This is a genomic window from Nocardioides sp. InS609-2, assembly GCF_023208195.1.
Taxonomy (GTDB): Bacteria; Actinomycetota; Actinomycetes; order Propionibacteriales; family Nocardioidaceae; genus Nocardioides.
Map to the genome: position 1 here is coordinate 2,095,410 of NZ_CP060034.1, position 22,467 is coordinate 2,117,876.

The window sequence follows — 22,467 nt, forward strand, 5'->3', positions numbered from 1 at the left end:
TCGAGCCGGCACGACCGGGGCAGGAGGCGGTCACCAGTCCTGAGTCGGAGGCCTCCATGAAGTACGACACCACCCTCGAGAACTACGTCGGAACCCAGCACGACGGGCGGCTCGACAGCAGCCTCCGCGGTGGCCGCGAGATGCAGGTCGACCTCTCCGAGCTCGACGGCTACGTCGCACTGGTGCAGCGAGCGAGCGACGACCTCAAGGCCGTGAAGTCGAGCGCCTCGTCGGGTGTCACCCAGTCGGACTTCGGGCCGATCCTCGAGCTGATGATGGGCTCCTACAACTCTCTCGTCCCGAAGGTGCACAACACCCTCGACGAGAACGGCACCCGGATGACCGACCACGCGGAGGCCCTCAAGGCGACCGCGCGCGACTTCACCCTGACCGAGGCAGGTGTCTCGCAGACCTACGGCGCCAAGGCCCACGACGGTCGCGACGGGTCGACTGCCTTCGGTGATGCGGTCGAGACCACCATCGCCCGTCCCAAGGCCACGCAGGGCGAGCTGCCCAAGGTGAGCTTCGGCCAGCCCTACGACATCGTGTGCGACCTGATCGCCATGCTCACGGGCTTCGACATCCGCGCCGAGCTGGCCGAGAAGATCGGTGGTGACACCGTCGGCGCCTCGACCCAGGGCTCCTCGTGGGGCTCCCTCGGCAACTCCGTGAGCTCCGTCGCCACGAACCTCGACTCCGGCAGCCAGACCATCTCCGGCACGTGGAGCGGCACCGCCTCCACCTCCGCCCGCAACAACATGGGCCAGTGGGTCGGCGCGCTCAACTCGCAGGCCGGCAAGATGGTCGAGATGGGCCAGAACCTCGTCCAGATCTGCAAGGACGCCTGGCAGACCGCGATGAGCGTGGTCGAGACGATCAAGTCGGCTGTGCAGGCCGTGTCGTCGGCGCTGGCCACGATGAGCATCCCCGGCGTCGGGTGGGCCCGCGTCGTACAGGCTTGCTACCAGGCATTCCAGGCACTGATGAAGGCGCTCAACGTGCTGAAGAAGTTCCTCAGCATCCTCAAGACCATCAAGAGCTACATCGAGCTGGTCAAGGACTTCTTCAACCCCGAGGAACTGCCCTCGTCGACCGCCACCGCCTGAGTAGCCTTCGGGCATGACCCGCGAGGAAGAGATCCTGGCCGAACTGGCCAAGGCACACGCCGAGTTCAACGTCGCCCAGGCCGATCTGCAGTCCCACCTCGACAAGATGCGCGCACAGCCACTGCTCTCCGACGAGGAGCGCAAGGCACTCGAGGAGCTGGCCGAGAAGGGCGAGCTCGACGACGACATGACGGCGCTGGTGACGAAGGTCAAGGACGGCGAGGACACCTGGGACGCCGTCTTCTCGGGTGAGTCACCCAACGGGGCCCTCCTCCAGAACAACCTCTCTAGGCTCGTCGCCGAGCACGAGCTCGAGATCGCCGAAGCATGGGAGGACCTCCTCGACGAGGAGGAGGAGAAGGGGAACTACCTCTGAGCTTCGATTGAGGTGAGCGCTCTGGCGCTCGTCTCGAAGCCAAGGTCGAGATGCCGGGGACAGACACGATCTGGGAGACGCCATGCTTCGAATCGGTCCGGGCATGCTGCCAGCAGCAGGCGAGCAGGCAACTCTTGATGCTGCCCGCAAGATCGTCGCGCGGCAGGACGATGAGATCCGCAAGGCGATGCGAGGCGACAGCTCTTGAGCCGACGCGAGGGCGTCTACTGGCCGGCATAATCCTTGTCGGACTCGTGCTCGCCGCGAGTGTCGGCTTGGCCGCCCGGACCGCGGACTAGCCACCATGGACGAGCGGCTCGACCCCGACGACATCCCCGACGGCACCGGCGCGGTCGGGGCCGTCGGCTGGCCGGCCGTGGTGATCGTGACCGGCACCTTGGTCGGGACGCTCGTCGGGGTGGAGCCGTACACGAGACCGGCCAGGAGCAGGGGCAGCACGTCGGGCCACGCGGCTCCCCCGGTCAGGAACGACCAGCCGAACATCGTCCACGCACTCAGCACGCCGACGGCTGCTCCCCAGCCGAGGCCGGGAAGGATGAGGCGGGGCTCCGGCGCCCAGCTCATGCGCGGCTCAGAGGATCGCGCCGGGTGAGTACGCCGCGGCGTCGGGGTGGCGCAGCGCGACCTCCTCGACGCGTCGTACGACGGTCTGCACCTGGTCGACGGCCGCACCGGTGAACGTGATCGGGTCGGCGACCAGCGCGGCGAGCTGCTCGGCGCTGAGCGCCAGCCGCTCGTCGGCCGCGAGCCGTTCGAAGACGTCGTTGACGGCCTGGCCCTGCCGCATGGCGAGCGCCACGCCGACCGCGGCCTCCTTGATCGCCTCGTGGGCGACCTCGCGGCCGACGCCGTTGCGCACCGCGGCCATCAGCACCTTGGTGGTGGCGAGGAACGGCAGGTAGCGGTCGAGCTCACGCTGGATGACCGCCGGGAAGGCGCCGAACTCGTCGAGCACGGTGAGGAAGGTCTGGAAGAGCCCGTCGGCGGCGAAGAACGCGTCGGGCAGTGCCACGCGTCGTACGACGGAGCAGGAGACGTCGCCCTCGTTCCACTGGTCACCGGCCAGCTCGCCGACCATGGAGAGGTGGCCTCGCAAGATCACGGCGAGGCCGTTGACGCGCTCGCAGGATCGGGTGTTCATCTTGTGGGGCATGGCGGACGAGCCGACCTGCCCGTCCTTGAAGCCTTCGGTGACGAGCTCTATGCCGGCCATCAGGCGGATCGTGGTGGCCAGGTTGGACGGGCCCGCGACGAGCTGCACGAGGGCCGAGACGACGTCGAAGTCGAGGGAGCGCGGGTAGACCTGCCCGACGCTGGTGAAGACCTGCTCGAAGCCGAGGTGTGCCGCGATCCGCGACTCGAGGTCGGCCAGCTTGGCGGCGTCGCCGTCGAGGAGGTCGAGCATGTCCTGCGAGGTGCCGACCGGGCCCTTGATGCCACGGAGCGGGTAGCGGGCGATCAGCTCCTCGACGCGCTGGAGTCCGACCAGCATCTCGTCGGCGATGGTGGCGAAGCGCTTGCCGAGGGTGGTGGCCTGGGCGGCGACGTTGTGGGAGCGACCGGCCATCACGGTCGACTCGTGCTCGGCGGCCAGCCGCGCGAGCCGGGCCAGCGCGGCGACGGCGCGGTCGCGCACCAGCCGCAAGGAGGAGAGGATCTGCAGCTGCTCGACGTTCTCGGTGAGGTCTCGCGAGGTCATGCCCTTGTGGATGTGCTCGTGGCCGGCGAGGGCGGAGAACTCCTCGATGCGGGACTTCACGTCGTGCCGGGTCACCCGCTCGCGCGCGGCGATCGAGTCGAGGTCGACCTTGTCGACGACCTGCTCGTAGGCCTCGACGACGCCGTCGGGCACGTCGATGCCGAGGTCGCGCTGGGCCTTGAGCACCGCGATCCAGAGCTGCCGCTCGAGCACGATCTTGTGCTCCGGCGACCAGATCGCGGCAAGGTCGGCGCCGGCGTAGCGGGCGGCCAAGACATTCGGCACAGCCGTTGGGGTCGTTGTCATGTGGACTCCTGGGTCAGGGAAGCGCCCTCGACGACACCCAACGGCTCGGCGGCGATGTCGCGGCGCCACTGGGCGCCGGGGAACGAGATGGAGGCGATGCCCTCGTAGGCCTTCGCGCGGGCGTCGGCCACGTCGGTGCCGGTCGCGGTGACGGCGAGCACCCGGCCACCGGCGGTGACGAGCGCGTCGTCGGTGCGCGACGTACCGGCGTGGATCACCTGGACGTCGGGCTCCCCCGCCAGCGTCTCGGTGCCGACGACGACGTCGCCCGCCGAGGACGACTGAGGGTAGCCGGCGCTCGCCATCACGACGGTCACCGCCGCCCCGTCGGCAAACTTCGGGGCGGGTGCCACGCCAAGGTGGCCGTCAGCAGCGGCCTTGAGCAGCGCGCCGAGCGGGGAGGTGAGCAACGCCAGCACCGGCTGGATGTCGGGGTCACCGAAGCGACAGTTGAACTCGATCACCCGCGGGCCGGCTGCGGTCAGCGCCAGGCCGACGTACAACGTGCCGACGAAGGGGGTGTCGCGGCGCACCATCTCGTCGAGGGTCGGCTGGACGACGGTGGCGAGCACGCGCTCGGCGAGGTCAGGCGGCGCCCACGGGAGCGGCGAGTAGGCGCCCATGCCGCCGGTGTTGGCGCCGAGGCCGCCGTCGAAGATGCGCTTGAAGTCCTGGGCGGGCTGGAGCGCCCGCGCGGTCGTGCCGTCACACACCGCGAAGAGCGAGACCTCGGGCCCGTCGAGGAACTCCTCGATGACCACTCGGTCGCACGAGAGGGCGTGGGCCAGGGCCTCGTCGCGATCGGTGGTGACGACGACGCCCTTGCCTGCTGCAAGCGCGTCGTCCTTGACGACGTACGGCGGGCTGAAGGCGTCGAGCGCGGCCTCGATCTCGTCGGCGCTGCTGCAGGAGTATGACGCTGCAGTGGGCACGCCGGCGGCGGCCATGACCTCCTTGGAGAACGCCTTGGAACCCTCGAGTCGGGCTGCTGCTTGCGACGGACCGAAGCAGGCGATGCCACGGCCGGTGACCGCGTCAGCGACGCCGGCGACCAGCGGCGCCTCTGGGCCGACGACCACCAGGTCGACCCCGAGTGTCTCGGCCAGGTCGGCCACAGCAGCACCGTCCATCGGGTCGACCTCGTGGAGGGTGGCCACCTCGGCGATGCCCGGGTTGCCGGGGGCTGCGTGCACCTCCGTGGTGCCGGGATCACGGGACAACGCGAGGGCGAGCGCGTGCTCGCGGCCGCCCGTGCCGATGACGAGGATCTTCACTGGCTGACTCCGATCAGTCGTGCACGACGAGTGTCTGCTCGCGGCCCGGGCCGACGCCGACTCCCCAGATGCGGGTGCCCGACATCTCCTCGAGCGCGAGCACGTAGGCCTGCGCGTTCTTGGGCAGGTCGGCGAACGTGCGGCAGCCGGAGATGTCCTCCCACCAGCCGTCGAGGTGCTCGTAGACCGGCTTCGCGTGGTGGAACTCGGTCTGGGTCATCGGCATCTCGTCGTGGCGCACGCCGTCGATCTCGTAGGCGACGCACACCGGCACCGTCTCCCAGCTCGACAGCACGTCGAGCTTGGTGAGGAACAGGTCGGTGAGACCGTTGACGCGGGTGGCGTAGCGGGCGATGACGGCGTCGTACCAGCCGCAGCGGCGGTCGCGACCGGTGGAGACGCCCACCTCACCGCCGACCTTCCACAGCTTCTCGCCGTCGGCGTCGAACAGCTCGGTCGGGAACGGGCCCGAGCCGACGCGGGTGGTGTAGGCCTTGATGACACCGATGACCCGGTCGATGCGGGTCGGGCCGACGCCGGCGCCGGTGCACACGCCACCGGCGACCGCACTCGACGACGTGACGAACGGATATGTGCCGTGGTCGACGTCGAGCATCGTCGCCTGGGCACCCTCGAACAGCACCGTCTTGCCGTCGTCGAGCGCCGTGTTGAGCAGCAGCGAGGAGTCGATGACCATCGGGCGCAACCGGTCGAGGTACGACAGCAGCTCCTCGACGACCGCCTCGGCCTCGACCGCGCGGCGGTTGTAGACCTTCGCGAGCAGATGGTTCTTCATCTCGAGCGAGGCCTCGACCTTGGCGAGCAGGATCTTCTCGTCGAAGAGGTCGGCGATGCGGATGCCGAGGCGGTTGATCTTGTCGGCGTAGGCCGGGCCGATGCCGCGACCGGTGGTGCCGATCTTGTTCTTGCCGAGGAAGCGCTCGGTGACCTTGTCGACCGTCGAGTGGTACGACGCGATGACGTGCGCGTTGGCCGAGACCACCAGGCGCTCGCCGGCCGGCACGCCGCGCGCCTCGAGGCCGTCGATCTCGCGGAACAGCGCCTCCGGGGAGACGACCACGCCGTTGGCGATCACCGACGTGGTGCCCTCGGTGAGGATGCTGCTGGGCAGTAGGTGCGTCGCGAACTTCTCGCCGTCGACCACGATCGTGTGACCTGCGTTGTGCCCGCCGCTGGTGCGGACGCAGTAGTCGATCGTCTCGGTCGTGGTGAGCAGGTCGGTCGCCTTGCCCTTGCCCTCGTCGCCCCACTGGGCACCCAGAACAATGATCGCGGGCATCGCAGCCCCTTCCGTCGGGCCTCATCGGATGGCATCTGGAAAGCACTCTGCAAACACAAAGGGCCCCGCCACAAGTTCCAACTTGTCCGCGGGGGCTCTTGCATCGCAACGCTACCAAAGGGCGGTCGGGACAGCCGGGTAGTGTCCCGCCGGTGGACCCCCTCCTCGTGATCACCAACAGCGGCGCTGGCACGGCCGACCAGGAAGCACTGGACCTGGCTCTCGCCATCCTCCGGGACGGTGCGTCGATCGAGGTCGCGTCCACGGCCAACCCCGGAGAGCTCGACGGTGTCCTGCACCGGGCCGGATCCCGCCGGATCGTGGTGGCCGGCGGCGACGGCAGCCTGCACGCCGTGGTCTCGGCCCTGCACCGGCGCAACGACCTCACCGACAGCGTGCTCGCCCTGCTGCCCCTCGGCACCGGCAACGACTTCGCCCGCATCGCGGGCATCCCGATCGACATCGAGGCGGCGGCCCGGCTGGTGCTCGAGGGCGAGGTGCGACCGGTCGACCTGATCGTCGACGAGACCGGCGAGGTCGTGGTCAACAACGTGCACGTCGGCACCGGGGCCCAGGCCAGCCGCAAGGGCCACCGCTGGAAGAGGCGACTGCACGCCGTGGGGATCGGCAAGGTCAACCTCGGCAAGGTCGGCTACCCGATCGGCACCGCGCTCGCGGCGTTCCACCCGCCCCAGCTGCGGGTGCGTGTCGAGGTCGACGGCGAGGTCGTCAACGACCTGGCCCACCCGGTACTGATGGTGGCGGTCGGTAACGGCGCCTTCATCGGCGGCGGCACCGAGCTCACGCCCGACGCCGACCCCGAGACGGGCACGGCCGAGGTGATGATCTCCCGCGCCGTACGCCCGATGGCCAAGCTCGGCTACGTGCTGGCCCTGCGCCGCGGCGAGCACCATGAGCGCGATGACGTGCAGACGTTGCGGGGGACGACGATCACGGTCGCCGGTGAGCCGTTCTACGTCTCGGCCGACGGCGAGATCTACGGGCCGGAACGGTCGCGCTCGTGGCGCGTCGAGCGGGCGGCGTACTCCATGGTGCTGCCGGCAGCAGGGCACGGGGTCGCCCCGGAGGACCAGCCCTAGTTAGATCCAGCCGCGGCGGACGGCCTCGACGCCGGCCGCGAAGCGCGTATCGACGCCCAGGTCGCTCATCAGCGCGTGGATGCGGCGCCGGATCGTGCGCAGGCTCATGCCCAGCGTGCGCGCGATCTGCTCGTCCTTCGACCCCGCGGCCAGCTGGGTGAGCAGCAGCCGCCTGAGGTCGGGGCGCGCGTCGCCCGTGTCGAGATGGGGTACGGCGGCGGCGGAGTCCCACAGCGCGTCGAAGTAGGCGACCAGCATCTCGACCAGCCCTTGTTGCCGGATGACCAGCCGGCGGTCGTTGGCCACGCCGGGCGGGTCGGGCAGCATCGCGCGGGCGGCGCCGACGATGGCGAGCCGGGTGTGCACCTCGGGTACGACGCGGATCTGCTCACCGGCGCGTGCGCGGCCGACCAGCACGTCGGGGGCTTCCTCGAGCGCCCGGGCCGGGTAGATCGCGCGGACCACGCGGCCGGCGCGCACCGCGCTCATCGTGGCCTGGAACATCATCGACTCGCTCGACATCCGCCACTGGTCGGGCCGGAGGAACAGCACTTCCCCCGACGTCTCCTCGATCCACCGCACCAGGGTCTGCGGCACGTTGCCGCCGGTGAAGACCTCGCCGTCGATGGCCAGCGAGTCGGCGGCCTCCTGGACCTGGGAGGCGCCCTCGCCGAGGAACGGCACCGCGCGCGACAGGGCTTCGAGGCGGCTCGCCGTCGCCTGGGCCGTGCGGCTCTCCTTGGCCACCATCAGCCCGAGCGACTCGGCCGGCGACGCGACGTACAGGACGTCGTTCTCGATGCGTACGACGCCCGACGAGATCATGGCGGCGAGCTCGGCCAGCAGCTCCTCGCGGGTGCGCATCAGGCTCCGGGCGACGTCGTCGACGGGCGTGCCGCGGGCGGCGTAGACCTGCCGGTAGAGGCGGTCGACGGCGGGCGGGATCCCGAGGGCCGCCGCCACGGGGCGCATGGGCATGGTGGCAGGTTAATGCCACTGGCCATTTGGAGCCACATGCCGCACGAACCCGCCTGACACACTCGGCAATGAATGTGCCGACGAGCGGATCGGGGGACTCGACTCGTCGACCACAATCGCGGGGCGTCGGGATCGTCGCAGGGGATCGATTCCGACGCCCTACCCATATCCCGGCAACCATTCCCAGGTAGCGTGACCGCCCGATCATCTGCACACGATCCGGGAGGGGCCCACCACCGATGGCACGAGGCAAGAGTCAGTCCGAGCCCGTCGACTGGGTGACCCGCGCCGCGGACGACGCGATCCGGCACGCCGGCGAGGGCAACCTCGTCACGGTCGCCTCCGGCGCCTCGCCGTCCGGCCCCATCCACCTGGGCAACCTGCGCGAGTTCCTGACCCCGCACTTCGTCGCCGAGGAACTGCGCCGGCGCGGTATCGCGGTGCGCCACCTGCACAGCTGGGACGACTACGACCGGTTCCGCAAGGTGCCGCAGGGCGTCGACGGCTCGTGGTCCGAGCACATCGGCCGGCCGCTCTCCGCTGTGCCGGACCCGTGGGGCTGCCACGAGTCGTGGGCCGAGCACTTCAAGGCTCCGCTGCGCGAGGCGCTGGTCGAGCTGGGCGTCGAGATGGACGAGATCAGCCAGACGCAGATGTACTCCGCGGGCACCTACCGCGAGCAGATCCTGCTCGCCGTACGCCGCCGAGACGAGATCGAGGACGTGCTGGCCGGGCACCGCACGAAGGCCTCGGCCGCAGCGTCGGCCGAGTCCGACGAGGAGGCCTCGGCGCTGGCCGACTCGGTCGCCAACGAGGACGAGTCGACCGGCTCGGGCGACCTGGCCCGGTTCCCGTTCAAGCCGTGGTGCGCCGAGTGCGGGCGCGACACCACCACCGTGACGTCGTACGACGACGAGACGACCGATCTCGCCTACACCTGCGACGTGTGCGGCCACACTGGCAGCACCAACCTCACACACGAGGACGGCGGCAAGCTGGTCTGGAAGGTCGACTGGCCGATGCGGTGGGCCTTCGAGAAGGTCGACTTCGAGCCGGCCGGTCTCGACCACATGACCCCCGGATCGTCGTACACCGTCGGCCAGGAGCTGGTCGGCACGATCTTCGGCTGGCGGGCGCCGTCGCGGGTCACCTACGCGTTCGTCGGCTTCGCGGGCGTGCAGAAGATGTCGTCGTCCGCCGGGGGCGTGCCCACCGCCGCCGACGCACTGCGGGTGCTCGAGGCGCCGATCGTGCGCTGGCTCTACGTCCGCCGGCAGCCCAAGCAGGCGTTCACCATCGACTTCGGGCCCGAGGTCGTCAGGTTGTACGACGAGTGGGACGCGCTCGGTCGCAAGGCCGGCGACCCGGCCAAGCGCGACCTCGCGGTGCTGGCATGGGAACGGGCCTCCATGACCGCGGCAGCCGGCGCGCTGCCGACCCCGCAGGTCGTGGTGCCGTTCCGCACTCTGTCGTCGGTCGCGGACGTGACCGCAGGCTCGGCCGACCTCATCAGCGCCGTCATCTCGCACGTCGGCCACGAGCACGACTCGGTCGACGACCTCGAGCCCCGGCTGGCGAAGGCGATGCAGTGGACCGCCGAGTTCGTGCCCGACGAGGATCGCACGATCGTGCGCGACGCGCCCGACGCCGAACGGCTCGCCGCGCTGTCGGAGGACGAGGAGCTGTGGCTGCGGATCTTCCTCGACCGGCTGCCGGCCTCGATGGGTCTCGACGAGGTCACGTCGGTCGTCTACGGCACGCCCAAGGTCGCCCGCGGGCTCGGTTTCGACGACGCACCGACCGACCAGGTGAAGAGTGACCAGAAGGACTTCTTCCGGCTGCTCTACAACCTGTTCGTCGGCAAGGACCGCGGCCCCCGGCTGCCCACGCTGGTCGTCGCGCTCGGCATGGAACGCGTGCGTGAGCTGCTGGGGGCCGGCCAGCCCTAGCTGGCCTGCCTCAGCCGAGCAGCGCGGCGTACGCCGTGGGGCTTGAGTCGCGCAGGAACTCGGAGCAGCGCTCCCACTCGTCGGCCTCGCCGATGGCGCGTGCAGACGAGGCCAGGAGGGCCAGCGCGCGCAGGAAACCGCGGTTGGGCTCGTGCTCCCACGGCACCGGGCCGTGGCCCTTCCAGCCGTTGCGGCGCAGCATGTCGAGCGAGCGGTGGTAGCCCACGCGGGCGTAGGCGTAGACGGTCACGTCGTCGGCGCCCTGCTCCTGCGCCTGCCCCGCGAGGGCGGCCCAGGCGACGGGCGACGCCGGGTGCCGGCGTACGACGTCGATCGGGGCGTCACCGCGGTCGACCTCGGCGGCGGCCGGGTCGACCGGCAGGTGGGTGGGGGGCGGGCCGGCCATCAGGTCCAGGTGGTTCATGAAGGTCACACTAGTGCGCGGGGAATCGGTGTCGGCGGCGCGTGGTTGAGTGCCCACATGACCGAAGCCAGCACACAGTCCCCCGTCGAGACGAGCGAGAGCCCGTGGCCGGCGCTGTTCGCGCTCTGCCTGGGATTCTTCATGATCCTGGTCGACACCACGATCGTCTCGGTCGCGACGCCGGCGATCATCGACGACCTCAACGCTCCGGTGAACTCCGTGGTGTGGGTGACCAGTGCCTATCTGCTGGCCTACGCCGTGCCGGTGCTCATCACGGGCCGGCTGGGCGACCGCTTCGGTCCGCGCCGGCTCTACCTCATCGGGCTGGTGGTGTTCACGGCCGCGTCGCTGTGGTGCGGCCTGACCAACTCGATCGAGGGCCTGATCGTGGCCCGGGTGTTCCAGGGCTTCGGCGCCTCGATGATGACGCCGCAGACGATGGCGATCATCACCCGCGTCTTCCCGCGCGACAACCGCGGCCGGGCCATGTCGCTGTGGGGTGCGACCGCCGGTGTGGCCACCCTGGTGGGCCCGATCCTCGGCGGCGTGCTCGTCGACTCTCTCGGCTGGGAGTGGATCTTCTTCGTCAACGTGCCGGTCGGCCTGATCGCCTTCGGGCTGGCGCTGCGGCTGGTGCCGAGGCTCGAGACGCACGCCCACAAGTTTGACTGGCTCGGTGTCGCGCTCAGCGGCGCCGGCATGTTCCTGCTGGTGTTCGGCATCCAGGACGCCCACCAGTACGACTGGTCAACCATCACCGGGCCCATCACCGTCTGGCGGCTGATCGTCGTCGGCATGATCGTCCTGGTCGCCTTCGTGTGGTGGCAGGCCCGCAACCAGCGCGAGCCGCTGATGCCGCTCGGGCTGTTCACCGACCGCAACTTCTCGCTGGCCAACCTCGGCATCGCCACCGTCAGCTTCGCCTTCACCGCGATGGGCTTCCCGCTGATGCTGTGGGCCCAGGTGGTGCGCGGCTACTCCCCCACCGAGTCGGGTCTGCTGCTCGTGCCGATGGCCCTGGTGTCGATCGCGCTCGCGCCATGGGTGGGCAACCTCAGCGACCGGGTGCACCCGCGCATCCTCACCGTCGCGGGCTTCCTCCTCCTGATGGCCGCGATGATGCTGCTCTCGTGGTTCATGGCGCCCGACGCGGCCCTGTGGAAGATCCTGCTCGCGCTGGCCGTCCTCGGCGCCGGCAGCTCGTTCCTCTGGGCGCCGCTGAGCACCACCGCCAACCGCAACCTCCCGATCCAGCAGGCCGGTGCGGGCGCGGGGGTCTACAACGCCAACCGCCTGGTGGGTGCCGTCCTGGGGTCCGCCGCGATCGCCGTACTCATCGACGCCCGGCTGGCCGCCAACGGCCTCGGCGCGACCGGCGGCGAACCCTCCGCCGCCGGCGAGCTGCCCGCCCGACTCGCCACGTCGTTCAGCGATGCGATGTCGCAGTCGCTGCTGCTCGTGCCGGTCGTGCTCGCCCTCGGGCTGCTGGCCGTGGTGTTCTTCGAGCGCCCGCGGCACTTCGCGCCGCAGGGCTGAGGGCTCGGGCCACCGACCTCTCGCTGGGCGACCCCCGCGCGCCGGCCCCACCGCTTGTAGCCCACCGCGCGTTACATGCGCGGTGAGGCGGCAGCGGTCAGGCGCCGAGGGTGGTGCCGGCGGAGCGCAGGTTCTCGCAGGCCTCCACGATGCGGGCGGCCATGCCGGCCTCGCCGGCTTTGCCCCAGGCGCGAGGGTCGTAGACCTTCTTGTTGCCCACCTCGCCGTCGACCTTGAGCACGCCGTCGTAGTTGGCGAACATGTGGGCGGCGACCGGGCGGGTGAAGGCGTACTGGGTGTCGGTGTCGACGTTCATCTTGATCACGCCGTAGTCGACGGCGGCGGAGATCTCCTCGGCGGTCGAGCCCGAACCACCGTGGAAGACCAGGTCGAAGGGCTTGGCGCCGGCGTCGAGGCCGAGCTTGCCGGCCACGGCCTCCTGGCAGTCCTTGAGGATCTCGGGGCGGAGCTTGACGTTGCCGGGCTTGTAGACACCGTGCACGTTGCCGAACGTCAGGGCCGCCATGTAGCGCCCGTTGTCACCGTTGCCGAGCGCCTCGACGGTGGCCAGCGCGTCCTCCGGGGTGGTGTACAGCTGGTCGTTGATCTCGTTGGCCACTCCGTCTTCCTCGCCACCCACGACACCGATCTCGACCTCGAGGATGATGTGCGCCGCCGCGCACTTGGCGAGCAGCTCCTGCGCGATCTGGAGGTTCTCGTCGAGCGGCACGGCCGAGCCGTCCCACATGTGCGACTGGAAGAGCGGCGCCTCGCCGCGCGCAACTCGCTCGACCGAGATGTCGATCAGCGGGCGCACGAAACCGTCGAGCTTGTCCTTGGGACAGTGGTCGGTGTGCAGCGCGATGTTGACCGGGTAGTTCTTGGCCACCTCGGCGGCGTACGCCGCGAAGGCCACGGAGCCGGTGACCATGTGCTTCACGCCGGGGCCGGACAGGTACTCCGCGCCGCCGGTCGAGACCTGGATGATGCCGTCGGACCCGGCATCGGCGAAGCCCTGCAGCGCGGCGTTCAGCGTCTGCGAGGACGACACGTTGATGGCCGGGTAGGCGAACGAGCGGGCCTTGGCCGCATCGAGCATCTCGGCGTAGCGCTCGGGGGTGGCGATGGGCATCGGGAGCTCCTCGAAGTCAGGCGAAAACGTCTGCTGGGCGTCGTTTCAACCCTAGTGGCTACCCGCGGGTCGGCTCCGGCTGGCTAAGGTCGAGCCAGCACGCGAGGCGCGCTCGCGTCCGATCGGGGGATCACATGAACGACGACCAGCCGGAGATCATCACCCAGGGCAGCGTCGACACGTACGGCGACGTTGCCCAGCGCCAGCGGTTCAACGCCTTCCTCGCCCTGGCGCTCGGCGTCCTGGGTGCCCTCGGCGGCGGCGTCGTCGGTACGGCGGCGCAGTGGCTCGTATACGCCTCGGACAGCTCCAGCTACCCGAATGACCTCTTCACGATCGTGATGGGCGGCGTGCCCGTGCTGATCGGTGCCGCGGCGCTCGTGCTCGGCCTGCAGGCGGCCGCCCTGCGCGACCCGCTCAACGCCCCGATCGGCAAGGTCGGGGCCGTGCTCGGCGCGGTGGCCGTCGTCGGCGGAGTGCTGTACGCGATCGCCCTACTGCACCAGTAGCGACCCTCCGGGCGTGACAACCGTTCCTCGTCCGGTTCCGTAGGAGAGGTATGGACACCGACCGCTTCGACGCAGACCTGCGCGATCGTCTCGGCCGTTCCTTCGGGGACGGTCCCTCCCACCGGCCGCTCGACGACCGCCTCGTCGCCGGCCACCGGGCTCTGTTCCGACGGCGCATCGGCACGAGCCTCGCGGCCCTCGCCGTCGTGGTGGTCGTCGGGTCGTCGTACGCCCTGGCGGGCGGCAACGACCGGGCCATCGAGCCGCCCGGCCCAGCGACAGCCACCTCGCCCTCACCGGACCCTGCCCCGTCGAAGGGCACCGCCTCGGAACCCATCACCGCGATGGGGCCGTGGGCGGAGTTCGAGCCCGGCGGCATCGCGTTCCAACCCGGCACGACCATCCTGCAGAGGACGGAGAACCCGCTGGGTTACGCGGCGCCCTCGAGGTCGGTGGGTCTCAGAATGGTCAAGGACGGTGAGGAGCAGTGGTTCCTCATGGGCTCCGACGAACAGGGCCGGACGGCTTTCACCACCTCCGACGTTGCCGGCGAACGCTTCGCGACCTTCGACGACTGGCTTGCCGATCAGGTGCAGTTCCAGAAGGGTGCGCTCGAGAAGTCGCCCGTCTCGATCGCCATGGGGTCACTCGCGGTCACCGCCGGTGTCACGCTCCTCGAGAAGGTCAAGGCACCGGCCGAGGCCGCCGCCTACGGACCCGTCGAGGACGCGGTCGCGGCGAAGATCCGCCTCCCCGACGGGCGGATCCGCTTCGCGCTCGTGCTCGAGGACACCGGCCCCTCCGGCACCACCGTGGTGGATCCCGCGGTCCTGGACGCTCCGACAATGGCGGCATTCCTGCGTCACCTGGCTGCCCAGGGTGCCAGCGGCGAGGGGCTGCGATGAGCTCCCGCGACGAGGCGTACACGGACTTCGTGGCCGCCCGGCAGACCCATCTGCGGCGCATCGCGTATGCGATCTGCGGCGACTGGCACCGCGCCGACGACCTGCTGCAGACCGCACTGGTGAAGCTGTACGTCGCGTGGCCGCGCGTGCAGCACCAGGGCAAGGAGGAGGCCTACGTACGCCGCATCCTGGTGCGCGCCCACATCGACGAGACCCGGCGACCGTGGCGGCGAGAGGTGGCCGGCCTCGACGGGCACGACCCGGTGGCTCGCGCGGACCTGCCCACAGAGGAGCGGTCGGCGCTGTTCGACGCCCTGCAGCAGCTGCCGCTGATGCAGCGCAAGGTCGTGGTGCTGCGGCACTGGCTGGGGTTGTCGGTGGCCGAGACCGCCGACGAGCTCGGCATCGGCGAAGGCACGGTGAAGAGCCACACGTCACGCGGAGTCGAGAAGCTGAAGGCGGCGCTCGCCGAGTCCCAGTCCTGAAAGCATCAGCTCTTGCCGGGGAAGCAACGCACGGTGGTCGTGCTCCGGCATCGGCGAAGGCACCATGACGATCTCCTCCACGCGCGGCCCGAACGCACTCCAGCAGGCCCAGGCCGAGCCGTCGGTCTGACGATCCATCAATTGTGGGGATTCGCCGCGCCCGGGTTCGTGTTGCCATCAACCGGTGAGTGAGAGCCTCGGGGGGCTCAGGGGTGGGCTAGCCCGAATCAGATGGTCGTCGACGCTGCTGGTGGTCGCCTTGGCGGTGACGTTGCTCGCGATACCTCATGCAGCCGTCGCACCGCCCGCCGCCGCGGCATGTGCCAATGAGATCGCGTGCGAGAACGCCCTCCCGGGCACCGACCCCAGGGTCTGGCAGATCAGCGGCGCCGGCGACGCCACCATTCAGGGCTTCGCCACCGAGATCTCGGTCAACCGTGGCACTCGAGTCGACTTCAAGATCGCCACGAACGCCGCGGCGTACACGATCAAGATCTACCGGACCGGCTACTACCAGGGCCTGGGCGCGCGCCAGGTCGGCACCGTCAGCCCGAGCGCCGTCCTGCCGCAGACCCAGCCACAGTGCATCAACGACGTCGCCACCGACCTCGTCGACTGCGGCAACTGGGCCGTCTCAGCTTCGTGGAACGTGCCGGCGGACGCGGTCTCCGGCGTCTACATCGCCAGGCTGACCCGGTCCGACACCGGAGGAGCCAGCCACATCACCTTCATCGTGCGCGACGACGCCAGCCACTCCGACCTGGTGTTCCAGACCTCCGACACCACGTGGCAGGCCTACAACAGGTACAGCGCGGACTATTACGGCGGCGGCTCGCGCGGCGTACCCGCCCGGGCCTACAAGGTCTCCTACAACCGGCCGATGGTGACGCGGAGCGCGGTGCCGTGGGGGCGCGGCTACTACTTCGCCAACGAGTTCCCGCTGGTGCGCTTCCTCGAGCGCAACGGCTACGACGTCTCCTACATCGCCGGCCCCGACACCGACCGTCGCGGGAACCTGCTGCAGAACCACGGGACCTACCTCTCCGTCGGTCACGACGAGTACTGGAGCGGGCGGCAACGCGCGAACGTCGAAGCTGCGCGCGACGCCGGGGTCAACCTGATGTTCCTCTCCGGCAACGAGATGTACTGGCGGGTCCGCTGGCAGAACGACGTCACCGGTGCCTCGTACCGGACCATGACCAGCTACAAGGAGACGTGGGAGTACGCCAAGGTCGACCCCGCGGCGGAATGGACCGGGACGTTCCGCGATCCCCGCTACGCCTCGCAGGCGAACGGTGCCGGTGTGCCGGAGAACGCCACGACCGGCACGATGTTCATGGCAAACCTCAACGACCTGGCGGTCACGGTCGACGCACGCGAAGGCCGGCTGCGACTGTGGCGCAACACCGCACTGGCGAACCTGCCTGCCGGGGGGTCACGTCAACTCACCCCGTCCACGGTGGGATACGAGTCGAACGAGGACCTGGACAACGGCTTCCGTCCGCCGGGTCTGATCAGGCTCTCCACGACTGTCGGCCCCACGCCGGAGTACGTCCCCGGGTTCGGCAACCTGCAGTGGGTCGTGCCAGGCACCACGACCCACCACCTGACGATGTACCGGGCTGCCAGCGGAGCGCTGGTCTTCAGCGCTGGCAGCATCCAGTGGACGTGGGGGCTCGACGGCACGCACGACGCTCCCGGCGCCCCTCCCGCACCCGATCCGGCGATGCAGCAGGCCCAGGTCAACCTGCTCGCCGACATGGGCGCCCAACCCGCCACGCTGATGCCTGGGCTGACGCCCGCCACCGCTTCGCCCGACTCCGTCGGGCCGACGGTCTCCATCACCTCTCCCGGCGGACCCCAACCGAACGGCGCCCGCGTCACGATCGGAGGCACCGCCCAGGACGTGGGCGGCGGCCAGGTCGCCGCCGTCGAGGTGTCCACCGACAAGGCCGTCACCTGGCACCCGGCGACCGGCACGACGAGCTGGAACTACACCTACACGCAGCACGGGTATGGTGCCCGCGCGGTGCGGGTACGTGCCGTCGACGACAGCGCCAACATCGGGCCGGACGAGGTCCGGTACCCCGAGGCCAGCTGCCCGTGCTCGATCTTCGGCGCCGAGGTGCCAGCCGTCCCCGCCGTCAACGACGCGTCGGGCACCGAGCTCGGACTCCGCTTCGTCCCGATGCGCGACGGGCAGGTCACCGGGGTGCGCTTCTACAAGGGCGCCGGCAATGGAGGCACCCACGTCGGAACGCTGTGGAGCGCGAGCGGCAACCAGCTTGCCCGGGCCACCTTCATCGGCGAGACGGGCACCGGCTGGCAGTCCGTGACCTTCGGCAGCCCGGTCGCCGTGCAGGCCGGCCAGACCTACGTCGTCTCCTACACCGCCCCGTCCGGCCGCTACGCCCTCCGGTACGACGCGTTCGAGCTGCTCGGGGTCGAAGCCGACCCGCTGTCGGTCCCCGGGGGCTTCGCGTCCCCCGACTCGGGCGTCTACGCCTCGCCGGGCAGCTTCCCGAACCAGTCCGTCGGCGGACGCAACTCCAACTACTACGTCGACGTGCTCTTCAACGCGGGTGGGCCGCCCGACCCGACGCCGACCCTCGCCGTGACGAACCGCCAGCCCGCGCCTGGCGCGACCGGCGTACCCACCAACACCACGGTGACCGTCGGCTTCTCGGCGCCGGTCGAGCCCGGCTCCTCGCTGACGCTGAGCCAGGGCTCGACGCCGATCCCCGGCACCGTCGCTGCCTCCGACGGTGGGCGCACGCTGAGGTTCACCCCGGCTGCCGCACTGCCACCTGCGACCGGCGTGACCGCGAGTCTCGGCGGCGTCACCTCCACCGAGGGCATCGACCTCGCACCCCTGTCCTGGTCGTTCACCACGGCGGCAGTGCCTCGTGTCGGACCCCCGGGCAACGTCCGCACGGCCACGCTGTTCGGTGGCCGGAAGCCCCGCAGGACGCTCAGGGCCAGGGCAGGGATCGAGCTGGGTGTGGAGTTCACCCCGAACAGGGCCGGCTCGGTGGTGGCGGTCCGCTACTTCCAGGTGAGCGGTCGAACGGCCCCGCGATCGGTGACCCTCTGGTCCGACAAGGGTGCCAAGCTGGCCCGCGCGAAGATCCCACGCAAAGGCGCCAAGTCGAAGAAGGCCGGCTGGCGGACCGTCGTCCTCGGTGACCCGGTCACAATGCGGGCGGGACGGTCCTACGTCGCGTCGTACCACCTGCCGGCCGGCAGCGCCGCCCGCACGCCCGACTTCTACAAGAAGAAGGCGTGGAAGTCGGGACCGCTGCGAGCCGACAGGTCCGACAACGGTCGCTACGTGTTCTCGTCGAAGAGCCGGTTCCCCAAGCGGGTAGATCGTGGGGTCAATTTCTACGCCGATGTGCGGTTCGACTACTAGAGGGGTCTAGCCACGCCAGGCGCCGTCGTCGAGGTCGGCGTACGCCCTGATCCAGGTGTGCATCGCGATGGCCGCGGCGGCGGAGGCGTTGATGGAGCGCGTGGAGCCGAACTGCGCGATCGAGAAGGTGCCGTCGCAGGCCTCGCGCGCGCCCTCGGAAAGACCTGGCCCCTCCTGCCCGAAGAGGAAGCACACCCGGCGCGGAAGGTCCATGGTCTCGAGGTGCTCGGAGCCGGGCAGGTTGTCGATGCCGAGCAGCCGGACTCCGCCACCGGGAGCTTCGTGGAGGTACGCCGCCAGGTCGGCTGCGGTCTCGTGGTGCCGGACGTGTTGGTAACGGTCGGTCACCATCGCGCCGCGCCGGTTCCAGCGCCGGTTGCCCACGATGTGCACCTCCGCGGCCATGAACGCGTTGGCGGACCTCACGATCGTGCCGATGTTGAAGTCGTGCTGCCAGTTCTCGATCGCGACGTGGAAGTCGTGGCGCCGGGTGTCGAGGTCGGCGACGATCGCGGCCATCGTCCAGTAGCGGTAGCGGTCCACCACGTTGCGGCGGTCGCCCTCGGCCAGTAGCACCGCGTCGTACACCTCGCTGCCGGGACCTGTCGGCAACGGTCCGGACCATGGCCCGACCCCGACCTCCGGCGGCCCGTGCGGCATCGGGTCGTACGGCGCCCGCTCCTCGTCGTCCATGCCCGCAGGGTATGTGGATGCGCCGGTTAGGCTGCGCGCGTGACCGTACTGCTGGACCTCCACCCCCTCCTGCTCGGGATGGACTGGATGGATCCCAACTGGCTGCTGGACCGCTTCGGGGAGACGCTGTTCTGGCTCAGCCTGGCGATCATCTTCGTCGAGTGCGGCCTCTTCTTCCCGTTCCTGCCCGGTGACACGTTGCTCTTCGCGATGGGTCTGTTCATCGCCGGCGACCAGATCAGCATCCTGCCCGGCCACCACTCGCTCGACCTGCTGCTGGCGCTCGTGCTGTTCTCCGTCGCGGCCGTGGGCGGCAACGTCGCGGGCTACGAGATCGGGCGCGCCATCGGGCCGCCGCTCTACGAACGCGATGGCCGCATCCTCAAGCGCAAGTATTTCGACCAGACAACCGCGTTCTTCGACAAGCACGGCAACAAGGCCTTGGTGATCGGCCGGTTCGTGCCGTTCGTCCGCACCTACATCACGGTCGTGGCTGGCGTGACGCGGATGGATCGTCGGCGCTTCTTCTTGTGGAGCTTCGTCGGGGCCGTTGCCTGGGTCGTCTTGATCACGCTGCTCGGCTACTTCCTCGGGGCGGCCATCCCCTGGCTCGGCGAGAACATCGACTACGCGATCATTCTGATCCTCGCCTTCTCCGTCGTGCCGATCGTGTGGGAGTGGTGGCGGCACCAGCGCACGACTGCTCCCGAGGCGGCCGACCGCGACCACGACGACCAGCCCGATCGCGACATCGCCGGGCAGGACGTCGAGTAGGTCTCGTTCGATCAGCCGGCGCGGGCAGCGTCGAGCTGTGCCCTGGTGAACACCGGGCGGACCTCGAGGTCCACGTCGGCCAGCGGGTTCTCGCCGGCCGGGCTGCGGTCGATCGCGCAGACGACCGTCCCGACGGTGGCGCCACGCTCGCGCAGGCCACGGGTGGCATCGCGTACGGCGCCGCCCGTCGTGATGACATCCTCGATGATCGTGATCCGGCGGCCCGCGACCTCCGGCCCCTCGGCGAGCTTGCAGGTGCCGTACTCCTTGGCCTTCTTGCGCACGAACAGGGCGGGCAGGCCGGTGCGGGCGCTGAGCACGGCGACGATCGGGATGCCGCCCATCTCGAGGCCGCCGAGGAGCTGGGTGTCGGGTGGCAACAGGTCGACCATCCGGTCGACGACCCGGGCCAGCAGGGCCGGGTCGGACTCGAAGAGGTACTTGTCGAAGTACTCGCTGGCGACTTGGCCCGAGCGGAGCGTGAACTCGCCGTGGAGCCGGCAGCAGGCGTCGATGTCGGCAGCCAACGCGTCAACGGAGTCGGACGGGCTGGCGTCTTGCGGGTCGATGTTGCTCATGCCCGTCAGGTTATCCACTCCTAGGATCGATGCTCAGATGACCTCCACCTCCGACTTCCGTCTGCGCCAGATCGCCGTACCCGCGTACGGGCCGAGCATCGTCGAGGGGCTGGGGCACGGCGCGATTCTGCCGATCGTGGCGCTGCACGCGCGCGAACTCGGCGCGACCGTCGGGCAGGCCGCGCTCATCGTGGCGCTGGTCGGCATCGGCCAGCTGGTGATGTCGCTGCCGGCCGGCGCGATCGTGGCGCGTATCGGCGAACGGCGGGCGCTGACGGTGACCGGGCTGGTGGAGTGCGTGGTGTTCCTGCTCGCCTGGCGCACCCACAGCCTGGTCTTCTTCTCGGTCCTGGTGCTGCTGACCGGCGTGGCCTGGACGGTCTTCCTGCTGGCCCGGCAGGGTTACATCATCGACGCGGTGCCGATCCACCTCCGGGCACGTGCTCTCTCGGCCCTCGGCGGGAGTCATCGCATCGGCATGCTCGCCGGGCCGTTGCTCGGGGCGCTGCTGATCCACGTCTACGGCCTGTCGGCGGTCTTTGCGCTGGGTGCGGTCGCCAGCCTCGCCGCAGTGGCGCTGGTGCAGTCGATGCCGGACCTGAGTGCGGACGCCCGGGCTGCGCAGGCCGTCGACGGCCCGCTGTCGGTGTGGTCGGTGCTGCGCCAGCACCGGCGCGTGCTGGTCACGCTCGGCAGCGCGGTCGCGGTCATCTCGGCATCGCGGTCCCTGCGGCTGGCGCTGCTCCCGCTGTGGTGCGACCACATCGGTCTCTCGGGCTCGGCCACGTCGCTGGTCTTCGGGCTCGCCGCCGCCGTCGATGTCTCGCTGTTCTACCCCGCTGGCTGGGTGATGGACCGGCACGGGCGGGCCTGGGTCGCGTTCCCGGTCGTTGCCGCAGTCGCGGCCGGCGCCTTGCTGCTGCCGCTGACCGACTCGTTCGGATCGGTGCTGGCGGTCGCCGTACTCATCGCAGCAGGCAACGGCCTCGGCTCCGGCATCGTGATGACGATGGGCGCCGACACCGCGCCCGCCGCCGGACGCGCCCAGTTTCTCGGCGGGTGGCGGTTGTGCGGAGACCTCGGCAACACCGCGGCGCCCGTGCTGCTGGGCGCGCTGACACTGGTGGTGCCGCTGGCCGGTGCCTGCCTCGCGCTGGGCGCGATCGGAATCGCAGGCACCGGGTGGGTGACCTACTGGACGCGCCGCCTCGACCGGCTCAGGTCGTCCGCGGCTCCTTCGTGAGCAGGTGCCCGAACGCGATCATCCGGTTGTCGGTGTGGAAGAGCTCCGCGCACGTCGTCAGCGTGATCAGCCGCTGACCGGTCTCCTGCGCAGGCTGTACGCCGCCCTGGTCGGGGTTGTTGGGCAGCGGGTCGATCACCCAGGTCTGCGTGAACGGCACGACCAGGTCGTCACCGCCGGTGTCAAGGAGGTAGGTGTAGGTCCACTTTCGGGTGTCGACGATGATCTTGTCACCGGGCACGAGGTCCGGCATCCGACGTAGTGGCTCACCGTGGGTGACGCGGTGGGCGGCCAGCGCGTAGTTGCCCTTGCCCCCCGGCGACGCCGAGCTCTTGAAGTGCCCGAAGCCGGCCGCGAGCGCGTCATCCGCGACACCCTCGATCAGCGGGACGGCGTAGCCCCTGCCGAACCGCGGGATGCGTACGACGGCCTCGACGCTGCCCTCGGGCGCCTTGACAGTGTCGTTGCCCCGCCGCCAGGTCGTCTCGACCCGCTCTACGAGCTCGGTGTGCTTGCGTGCCGACACCCAGTTGGTGCCGTACATCTGCCAGCCGACCCAGCCCAGCATCGCCACCCCGGCCACGACCATCAGCAGGCCGATGGTGGTGAGGATCCGGCCCCGGCGCCGCGGGGCCGCCGAGGGCTTGGTGGACATGCGAGAAGGATA

General features: G+C 70.1%; 22 protein-coding genes. 13 read left to right on the top strand and 9 right to left on the bottom strand.

Features of this window, described 5'->3' with window-relative positions; all coding sequences use genetic code 11:
* Positions 1-56: 56 nt before the first annotated feature.
* The 4 genes from H4Q84_RS10990 to H4Q84_RS11000 all read left to right on the top strand — a co-directional run bounded on the left by H4Q84_RS10990 (position 57) and on the right by H4Q84_RS11000 (position 2,095).
* Positions 57-1,106 carry a hypothetical protein gene (locus tag H4Q84_RS10990; RefSeq protein ID WP_248583425.1) on the top strand — a complete coding sequence of 350 codons (1,050 nt, stop codon included), beginning with the start codon at positions 57-59 and terminating at the stop codon, positions 1,104-1,106.
* Between the two features lie 13 nt (positions 1,107-1,119).
* Complete coding sequence (locus tag H4Q84_RS10995) at positions 1,120-1,482, top strand: hypothetical protein (RefSeq protein ID WP_248583426.1); 363 nt, start codon at positions 1,120-1,122, stop codon at positions 1,480-1,482.
* An 82-nt stretch (positions 1,483-1,564) separates the two neighbouring features.
* Entirely contained in the window at positions 1,565-1,690 is a 126-nt protein-coding gene (locus H4Q84_RS23150; RefSeq protein WP_282580332.1) for a hypothetical protein, read from the top strand.
* Between the two features lie 96 nt (positions 1,691-1,786).
* On the top strand, positions 1,787-2,095 hold the full coding sequence (locus H4Q84_RS11000; RefSeq protein WP_248583427.1) for a hypothetical protein: 309 nt from the start codon (positions 1,787-1,789) through the stop codon (positions 2,093-2,095).
* On the opposite strand, the gene purB is transcribed toward H4Q84_RS11000, so the two are convergent.
* The 3 genes from purB to H4Q84_RS11015 are packed head-to-tail and all read right to left on the bottom strand — an operon-like array spanning position 2,075 to position 6,082.
* Positions 2,075-3,508, bottom strand: a complete 1,434-nt coding sequence (gene purB, locus H4Q84_RS11005) for an adenylosuccinate lyase (RefSeq protein ID WP_248583428.1) — start codon at positions 3,506-3,508, stop codon at positions 2,075-2,077. The genes H4Q84_RS11000 and purB overlap by 21 nt on opposite strands.
* A complete protein-coding gene (purD, locus tag H4Q84_RS11010; RefSeq protein WP_248583429.1) occupies positions 3,505-4,782 on the bottom strand; it encodes a phosphoribosylamine--glycine ligase in 1,278 nt (425 codons plus the stop codon). The genes purB and purD overlap by 4 nt, the downstream gene beginning before the upstream one ends.
* Positions 4,783-4,795: 13 nt before the next feature.
* Complete coding sequence (locus H4Q84_RS11015; RefSeq protein WP_248583430.1) at positions 4,796-6,082, bottom strand: adenylosuccinate synthase; 1,287 nt, start codon at positions 6,080-6,082, stop codon at positions 4,796-4,798.
* A gap of 152 nt (positions 6,083-6,234) precedes the next feature.
* Between H4Q84_RS11015 and H4Q84_RS11020 the strand changes: the two genes are divergently transcribed.
* The gene (locus tag H4Q84_RS11020; RefSeq protein ID WP_248583431.1) at positions 6,235-7,182 is read left to right on the top strand and encodes a diacylglycerol kinase family protein; all 948 of its coding nucleotides are present in this window, start codon (positions 6,235-6,237) and stop codon (positions 7,180-7,182) included.
* Here the strand turns inward: H4Q84_RS11020 and H4Q84_RS11025 are convergent, their stop codons facing one another.
* Positions 7,183-8,160 carry a DNA-binding response regulator gene (locus H4Q84_RS11025; protein WP_248583432.1) on the bottom strand — a complete coding sequence of 326 codons (978 nt, stop codon included), beginning with the start codon at positions 8,158-8,160 and terminating at the stop codon, positions 7,183-7,185.
* Positions 8,161-8,399: 239 nt separating this feature from the next.
* On the opposite strand from H4Q84_RS11025, the gene lysS reads away from it, so the two are divergent.
* Entirely contained in the window at positions 8,400-10,109 is a 1,710-nt protein-coding gene (lysS, locus tag H4Q84_RS11030) for a lysine--tRNA ligase (protein ID WP_248583433.1), read from the top strand.
* 10 nt (positions 10,110-10,119) lie between these two features.
* Here lysS and H4Q84_RS11035 read toward each other — a convergent pair whose 3' ends face one another.
* Complete coding sequence (locus H4Q84_RS11035; protein WP_248583434.1) at positions 10,120-10,533, bottom strand: DUF3151 domain-containing protein; 414 nt, start codon at positions 10,531-10,533, stop codon at positions 10,120-10,122.
* A gap of 57 nt (positions 10,534-10,590) precedes the next feature.
* On the opposite strand from H4Q84_RS11035, the gene H4Q84_RS11040 reads away from it, so the two are divergent.
* Complete coding sequence (locus H4Q84_RS11040) at positions 10,591-12,069, top strand: DHA2 family efflux MFS transporter permease subunit (RefSeq protein ID WP_248583435.1); 1,479 nt, start codon at positions 10,591-10,593, stop codon at positions 12,067-12,069.
* Positions 12,070-12,166: 97 nt separating this feature from the next.
* Here H4Q84_RS11040 and fbaA read toward each other — a convergent pair whose 3' ends face one another.
* Positions 12,167-13,201 carry a class II fructose-bisphosphate aldolase gene (gene fbaA / locus H4Q84_RS11045; RefSeq protein WP_248583436.1) on the bottom strand — a complete coding sequence of 345 codons (1,035 nt, stop codon included), beginning with the start codon at positions 13,199-13,201 and terminating at the stop codon, positions 12,167-12,169.
* 134 nt (positions 13,202-13,335) lie between these two features.
* Here fbaA and H4Q84_RS11050 point away from each other — a divergent pair, with 134 nt between their 5' ends.
* The 4 genes from H4Q84_RS11050 to H4Q84_RS11065 all read left to right on the top strand — a co-directional run bounded on the left by H4Q84_RS11050 (position 13,336) and on the right by H4Q84_RS11065 (position 18,512).
* A complete protein-coding gene (locus tag H4Q84_RS11050) occupies positions 13,336-13,710 on the top strand; it encodes a hypothetical protein (protein WP_248583437.1) in 375 nt (124 codons plus the stop codon).
* Between the two features lie 50 nt (positions 13,711-13,760).
* Positions 13,761-14,615 carry a hypothetical protein gene (locus tag H4Q84_RS11055; RefSeq protein WP_248583438.1) on the top strand — a complete coding sequence of 285 codons (855 nt, stop codon included), beginning with the start codon at positions 13,761-13,763 and terminating at the stop codon, positions 14,613-14,615.
* Positions 14,612-15,100: a SigE family RNA polymerase sigma factor gene (locus tag H4Q84_RS11060; RefSeq protein ID WP_248583439.1), complete on the top strand. Its 489-nt coding sequence runs from the start codon at positions 14,612-14,614 to the stop codon at positions 15,098-15,100. Before H4Q84_RS11055 ends, H4Q84_RS11060 begins: the two co-directional genes overlap by 4 nt.
* 184 nt (positions 15,101-15,284) lie before the next feature.
* Positions 15,285-18,512, top strand: a complete 3,228-nt coding sequence (locus tag H4Q84_RS11065) for a N,N-dimethylformamidase beta subunit family domain-containing protein (protein WP_248583440.1) — start codon at positions 15,285-15,287, stop codon at positions 18,510-18,512.
* Between the two features lie 6 nt (positions 18,513-18,518).
* Here the strand turns inward: H4Q84_RS11065 and H4Q84_RS11070 are convergent, their stop codons facing one another.
* Positions 18,519-19,205, bottom strand: a complete 687-nt coding sequence (locus tag H4Q84_RS11070; protein WP_248583441.1) for a TrmH family RNA methyltransferase — start codon at positions 19,203-19,205, stop codon at positions 18,519-18,521.
* Between the two features lie 39 nt (positions 19,206-19,244).
* Between H4Q84_RS11070 and H4Q84_RS11075 the strand changes: the two genes are divergently transcribed.
* Positions 19,245-19,979 carry a VTT domain-containing protein gene (locus H4Q84_RS11075; protein ID WP_248583442.1) on the top strand — a complete coding sequence of 245 codons (735 nt, stop codon included), beginning with the start codon at positions 19,245-19,247 and terminating at the stop codon, positions 19,977-19,979.
* Between the two features lie 11 nt (positions 19,980-19,990).
* Here H4Q84_RS11075 and pyrE read toward each other — a convergent pair whose 3' ends face one another.
* The gene (gene pyrE / locus H4Q84_RS11080; protein ID WP_248583443.1) at positions 19,991-20,557 is read right to left on the bottom strand and encodes an orotate phosphoribosyltransferase; all 567 of its coding nucleotides are present in this window, start codon (positions 20,555-20,557) and stop codon (positions 19,991-19,993) included.
* Between the two features lie 37 nt (positions 20,558-20,594).
* On the opposite strand from pyrE, the gene H4Q84_RS11085 reads away from it, so the two are divergent.
* Entirely contained in the window at positions 20,595-21,800 is a 1,206-nt protein-coding gene (locus H4Q84_RS11085; RefSeq protein WP_248583444.1) for an MFS transporter, read from the top strand.
* Here H4Q84_RS11085 and H4Q84_RS11090 read toward each other — a convergent pair.
* Positions 21,775-22,455, bottom strand: a complete 681-nt coding sequence (locus tag H4Q84_RS11090) for a class E sortase (protein ID WP_248583445.1) — start codon at positions 22,453-22,455, stop codon at positions 21,775-21,777. The two genes, H4Q84_RS11085 and H4Q84_RS11090, sit on opposite strands and share 26 nt — an antisense overlap.
* Positions 22,456-22,467 lie beyond the last annotated feature (12 nt).

Excerpts from the sequence above, each read along its gene's own strand:
- H4Q84_RS11040 (WP_248583435.1), top strand. The coding sequence starts at position 10,591 with ATGACCGAAGCCAGCACACAGTCCCCCGTCGAGACGAGCGAGAGCCCG.
- H4Q84_RS11090 (WP_248583445.1), bottom strand. The coding sequence starts at position 22,455 with ATGTCCACCAAGCCCTCGGCGGCCCCGCGGCGCCGGGGCCGGATCCTC.
- lysS (WP_248583433.1), top strand. The coding sequence starts at position 8,400 with ATGGCACGAGGCAAGAGTCAGTCCGAGCCCGTCGACTGGGTGACCCGC.
- H4Q84_RS11055 (WP_248583438.1), top strand. The coding sequence starts at position 13,761 with ATGGACACCGACCGCTTCGACGCAGACCTGCGCGATCGTCTCGGCCGT.
- H4Q84_RS11050 (WP_248583437.1), top strand. The coding sequence starts at position 13,336 with ATGAACGACGACCAGCCGGAGATCATCACCCAGGGCAGCGTCGACACG.
- H4Q84_RS23150 (WP_282580332.1), top strand. The coding sequence starts at position 1,565 with ATGCTTCGAATCGGTCCGGGCATGCTGCCAGCAGCAGGCGAGCAGGCA.
- H4Q84_RS11085 (WP_248583444.1), top strand. The coding sequence starts at position 20,595 with ATGACCTCCACCTCCGACTTCCGTCTGCGCCAGATCGCCGTACCCGCG.
- fbaA (WP_248583436.1), bottom strand. The coding sequence starts at position 13,201 with ATGCCCATCGCCACCCCCGAGCGCTACGCCGAGATGCTCGATGCGGCC.
- H4Q84_RS11000 (WP_248583427.1), top strand. The coding sequence starts at position 1,787 with ATGGACGAGCGGCTCGACCCCGACGACATCCCCGACGGCACCGGCGCG.
- purB (WP_248583428.1), bottom strand. The coding sequence starts at position 3,508 with ATGACAACGACCCCAACGGCTGTGCCGAATGTCTTGGCCGCCCGCTAC.
- H4Q84_RS10995 (WP_248583426.1), top strand. The coding sequence starts at position 1,120 with ATGACCCGCGAGGAAGAGATCCTGGCCGAACTGGCCAAGGCACACGCC.
- H4Q84_RS11070 (WP_248583441.1), bottom strand. The coding sequence starts at position 19,205 with ATGGACGACGAGGAGCGGGCGCCGTACGACCCGATGCCGCACGGGCCG.
- H4Q84_RS11035 (WP_248583434.1), bottom strand. The coding sequence starts at position 10,533 with ATGAACCACCTGGACCTGATGGCCGGCCCGCCCCCCACCCACCTGCCG.
- pyrE (WP_248583443.1), bottom strand. The coding sequence starts at position 20,557 with ATGAGCAACATCGACCCGCAAGACGCCAGCCCGTCCGACTCCGTTGAC.
- H4Q84_RS10990 (WP_248583425.1), top strand. The coding sequence starts at position 57 with ATGAAGTACGACACCACCCTCGAGAACTACGTCGGAACCCAGCACGAC.
- H4Q84_RS11060 (WP_248583439.1), top strand. The coding sequence starts at position 14,612 with ATGAGCTCCCGCGACGAGGCGTACACGGACTTCGTGGCCGCCCGGCAG.
- H4Q84_RS11015 (WP_248583430.1), bottom strand. The coding sequence starts at position 6,082 with ATGCCCGCGATCATTGTTCTGGGTGCCCAGTGGGGCGACGAGGGCAAG.
- H4Q84_RS11025 (WP_248583432.1), bottom strand. The coding sequence starts at position 8,160 with ATGCCCATGCGCCCCGTGGCGGCGGCCCTCGGGATCCCGCCCGCCGTC.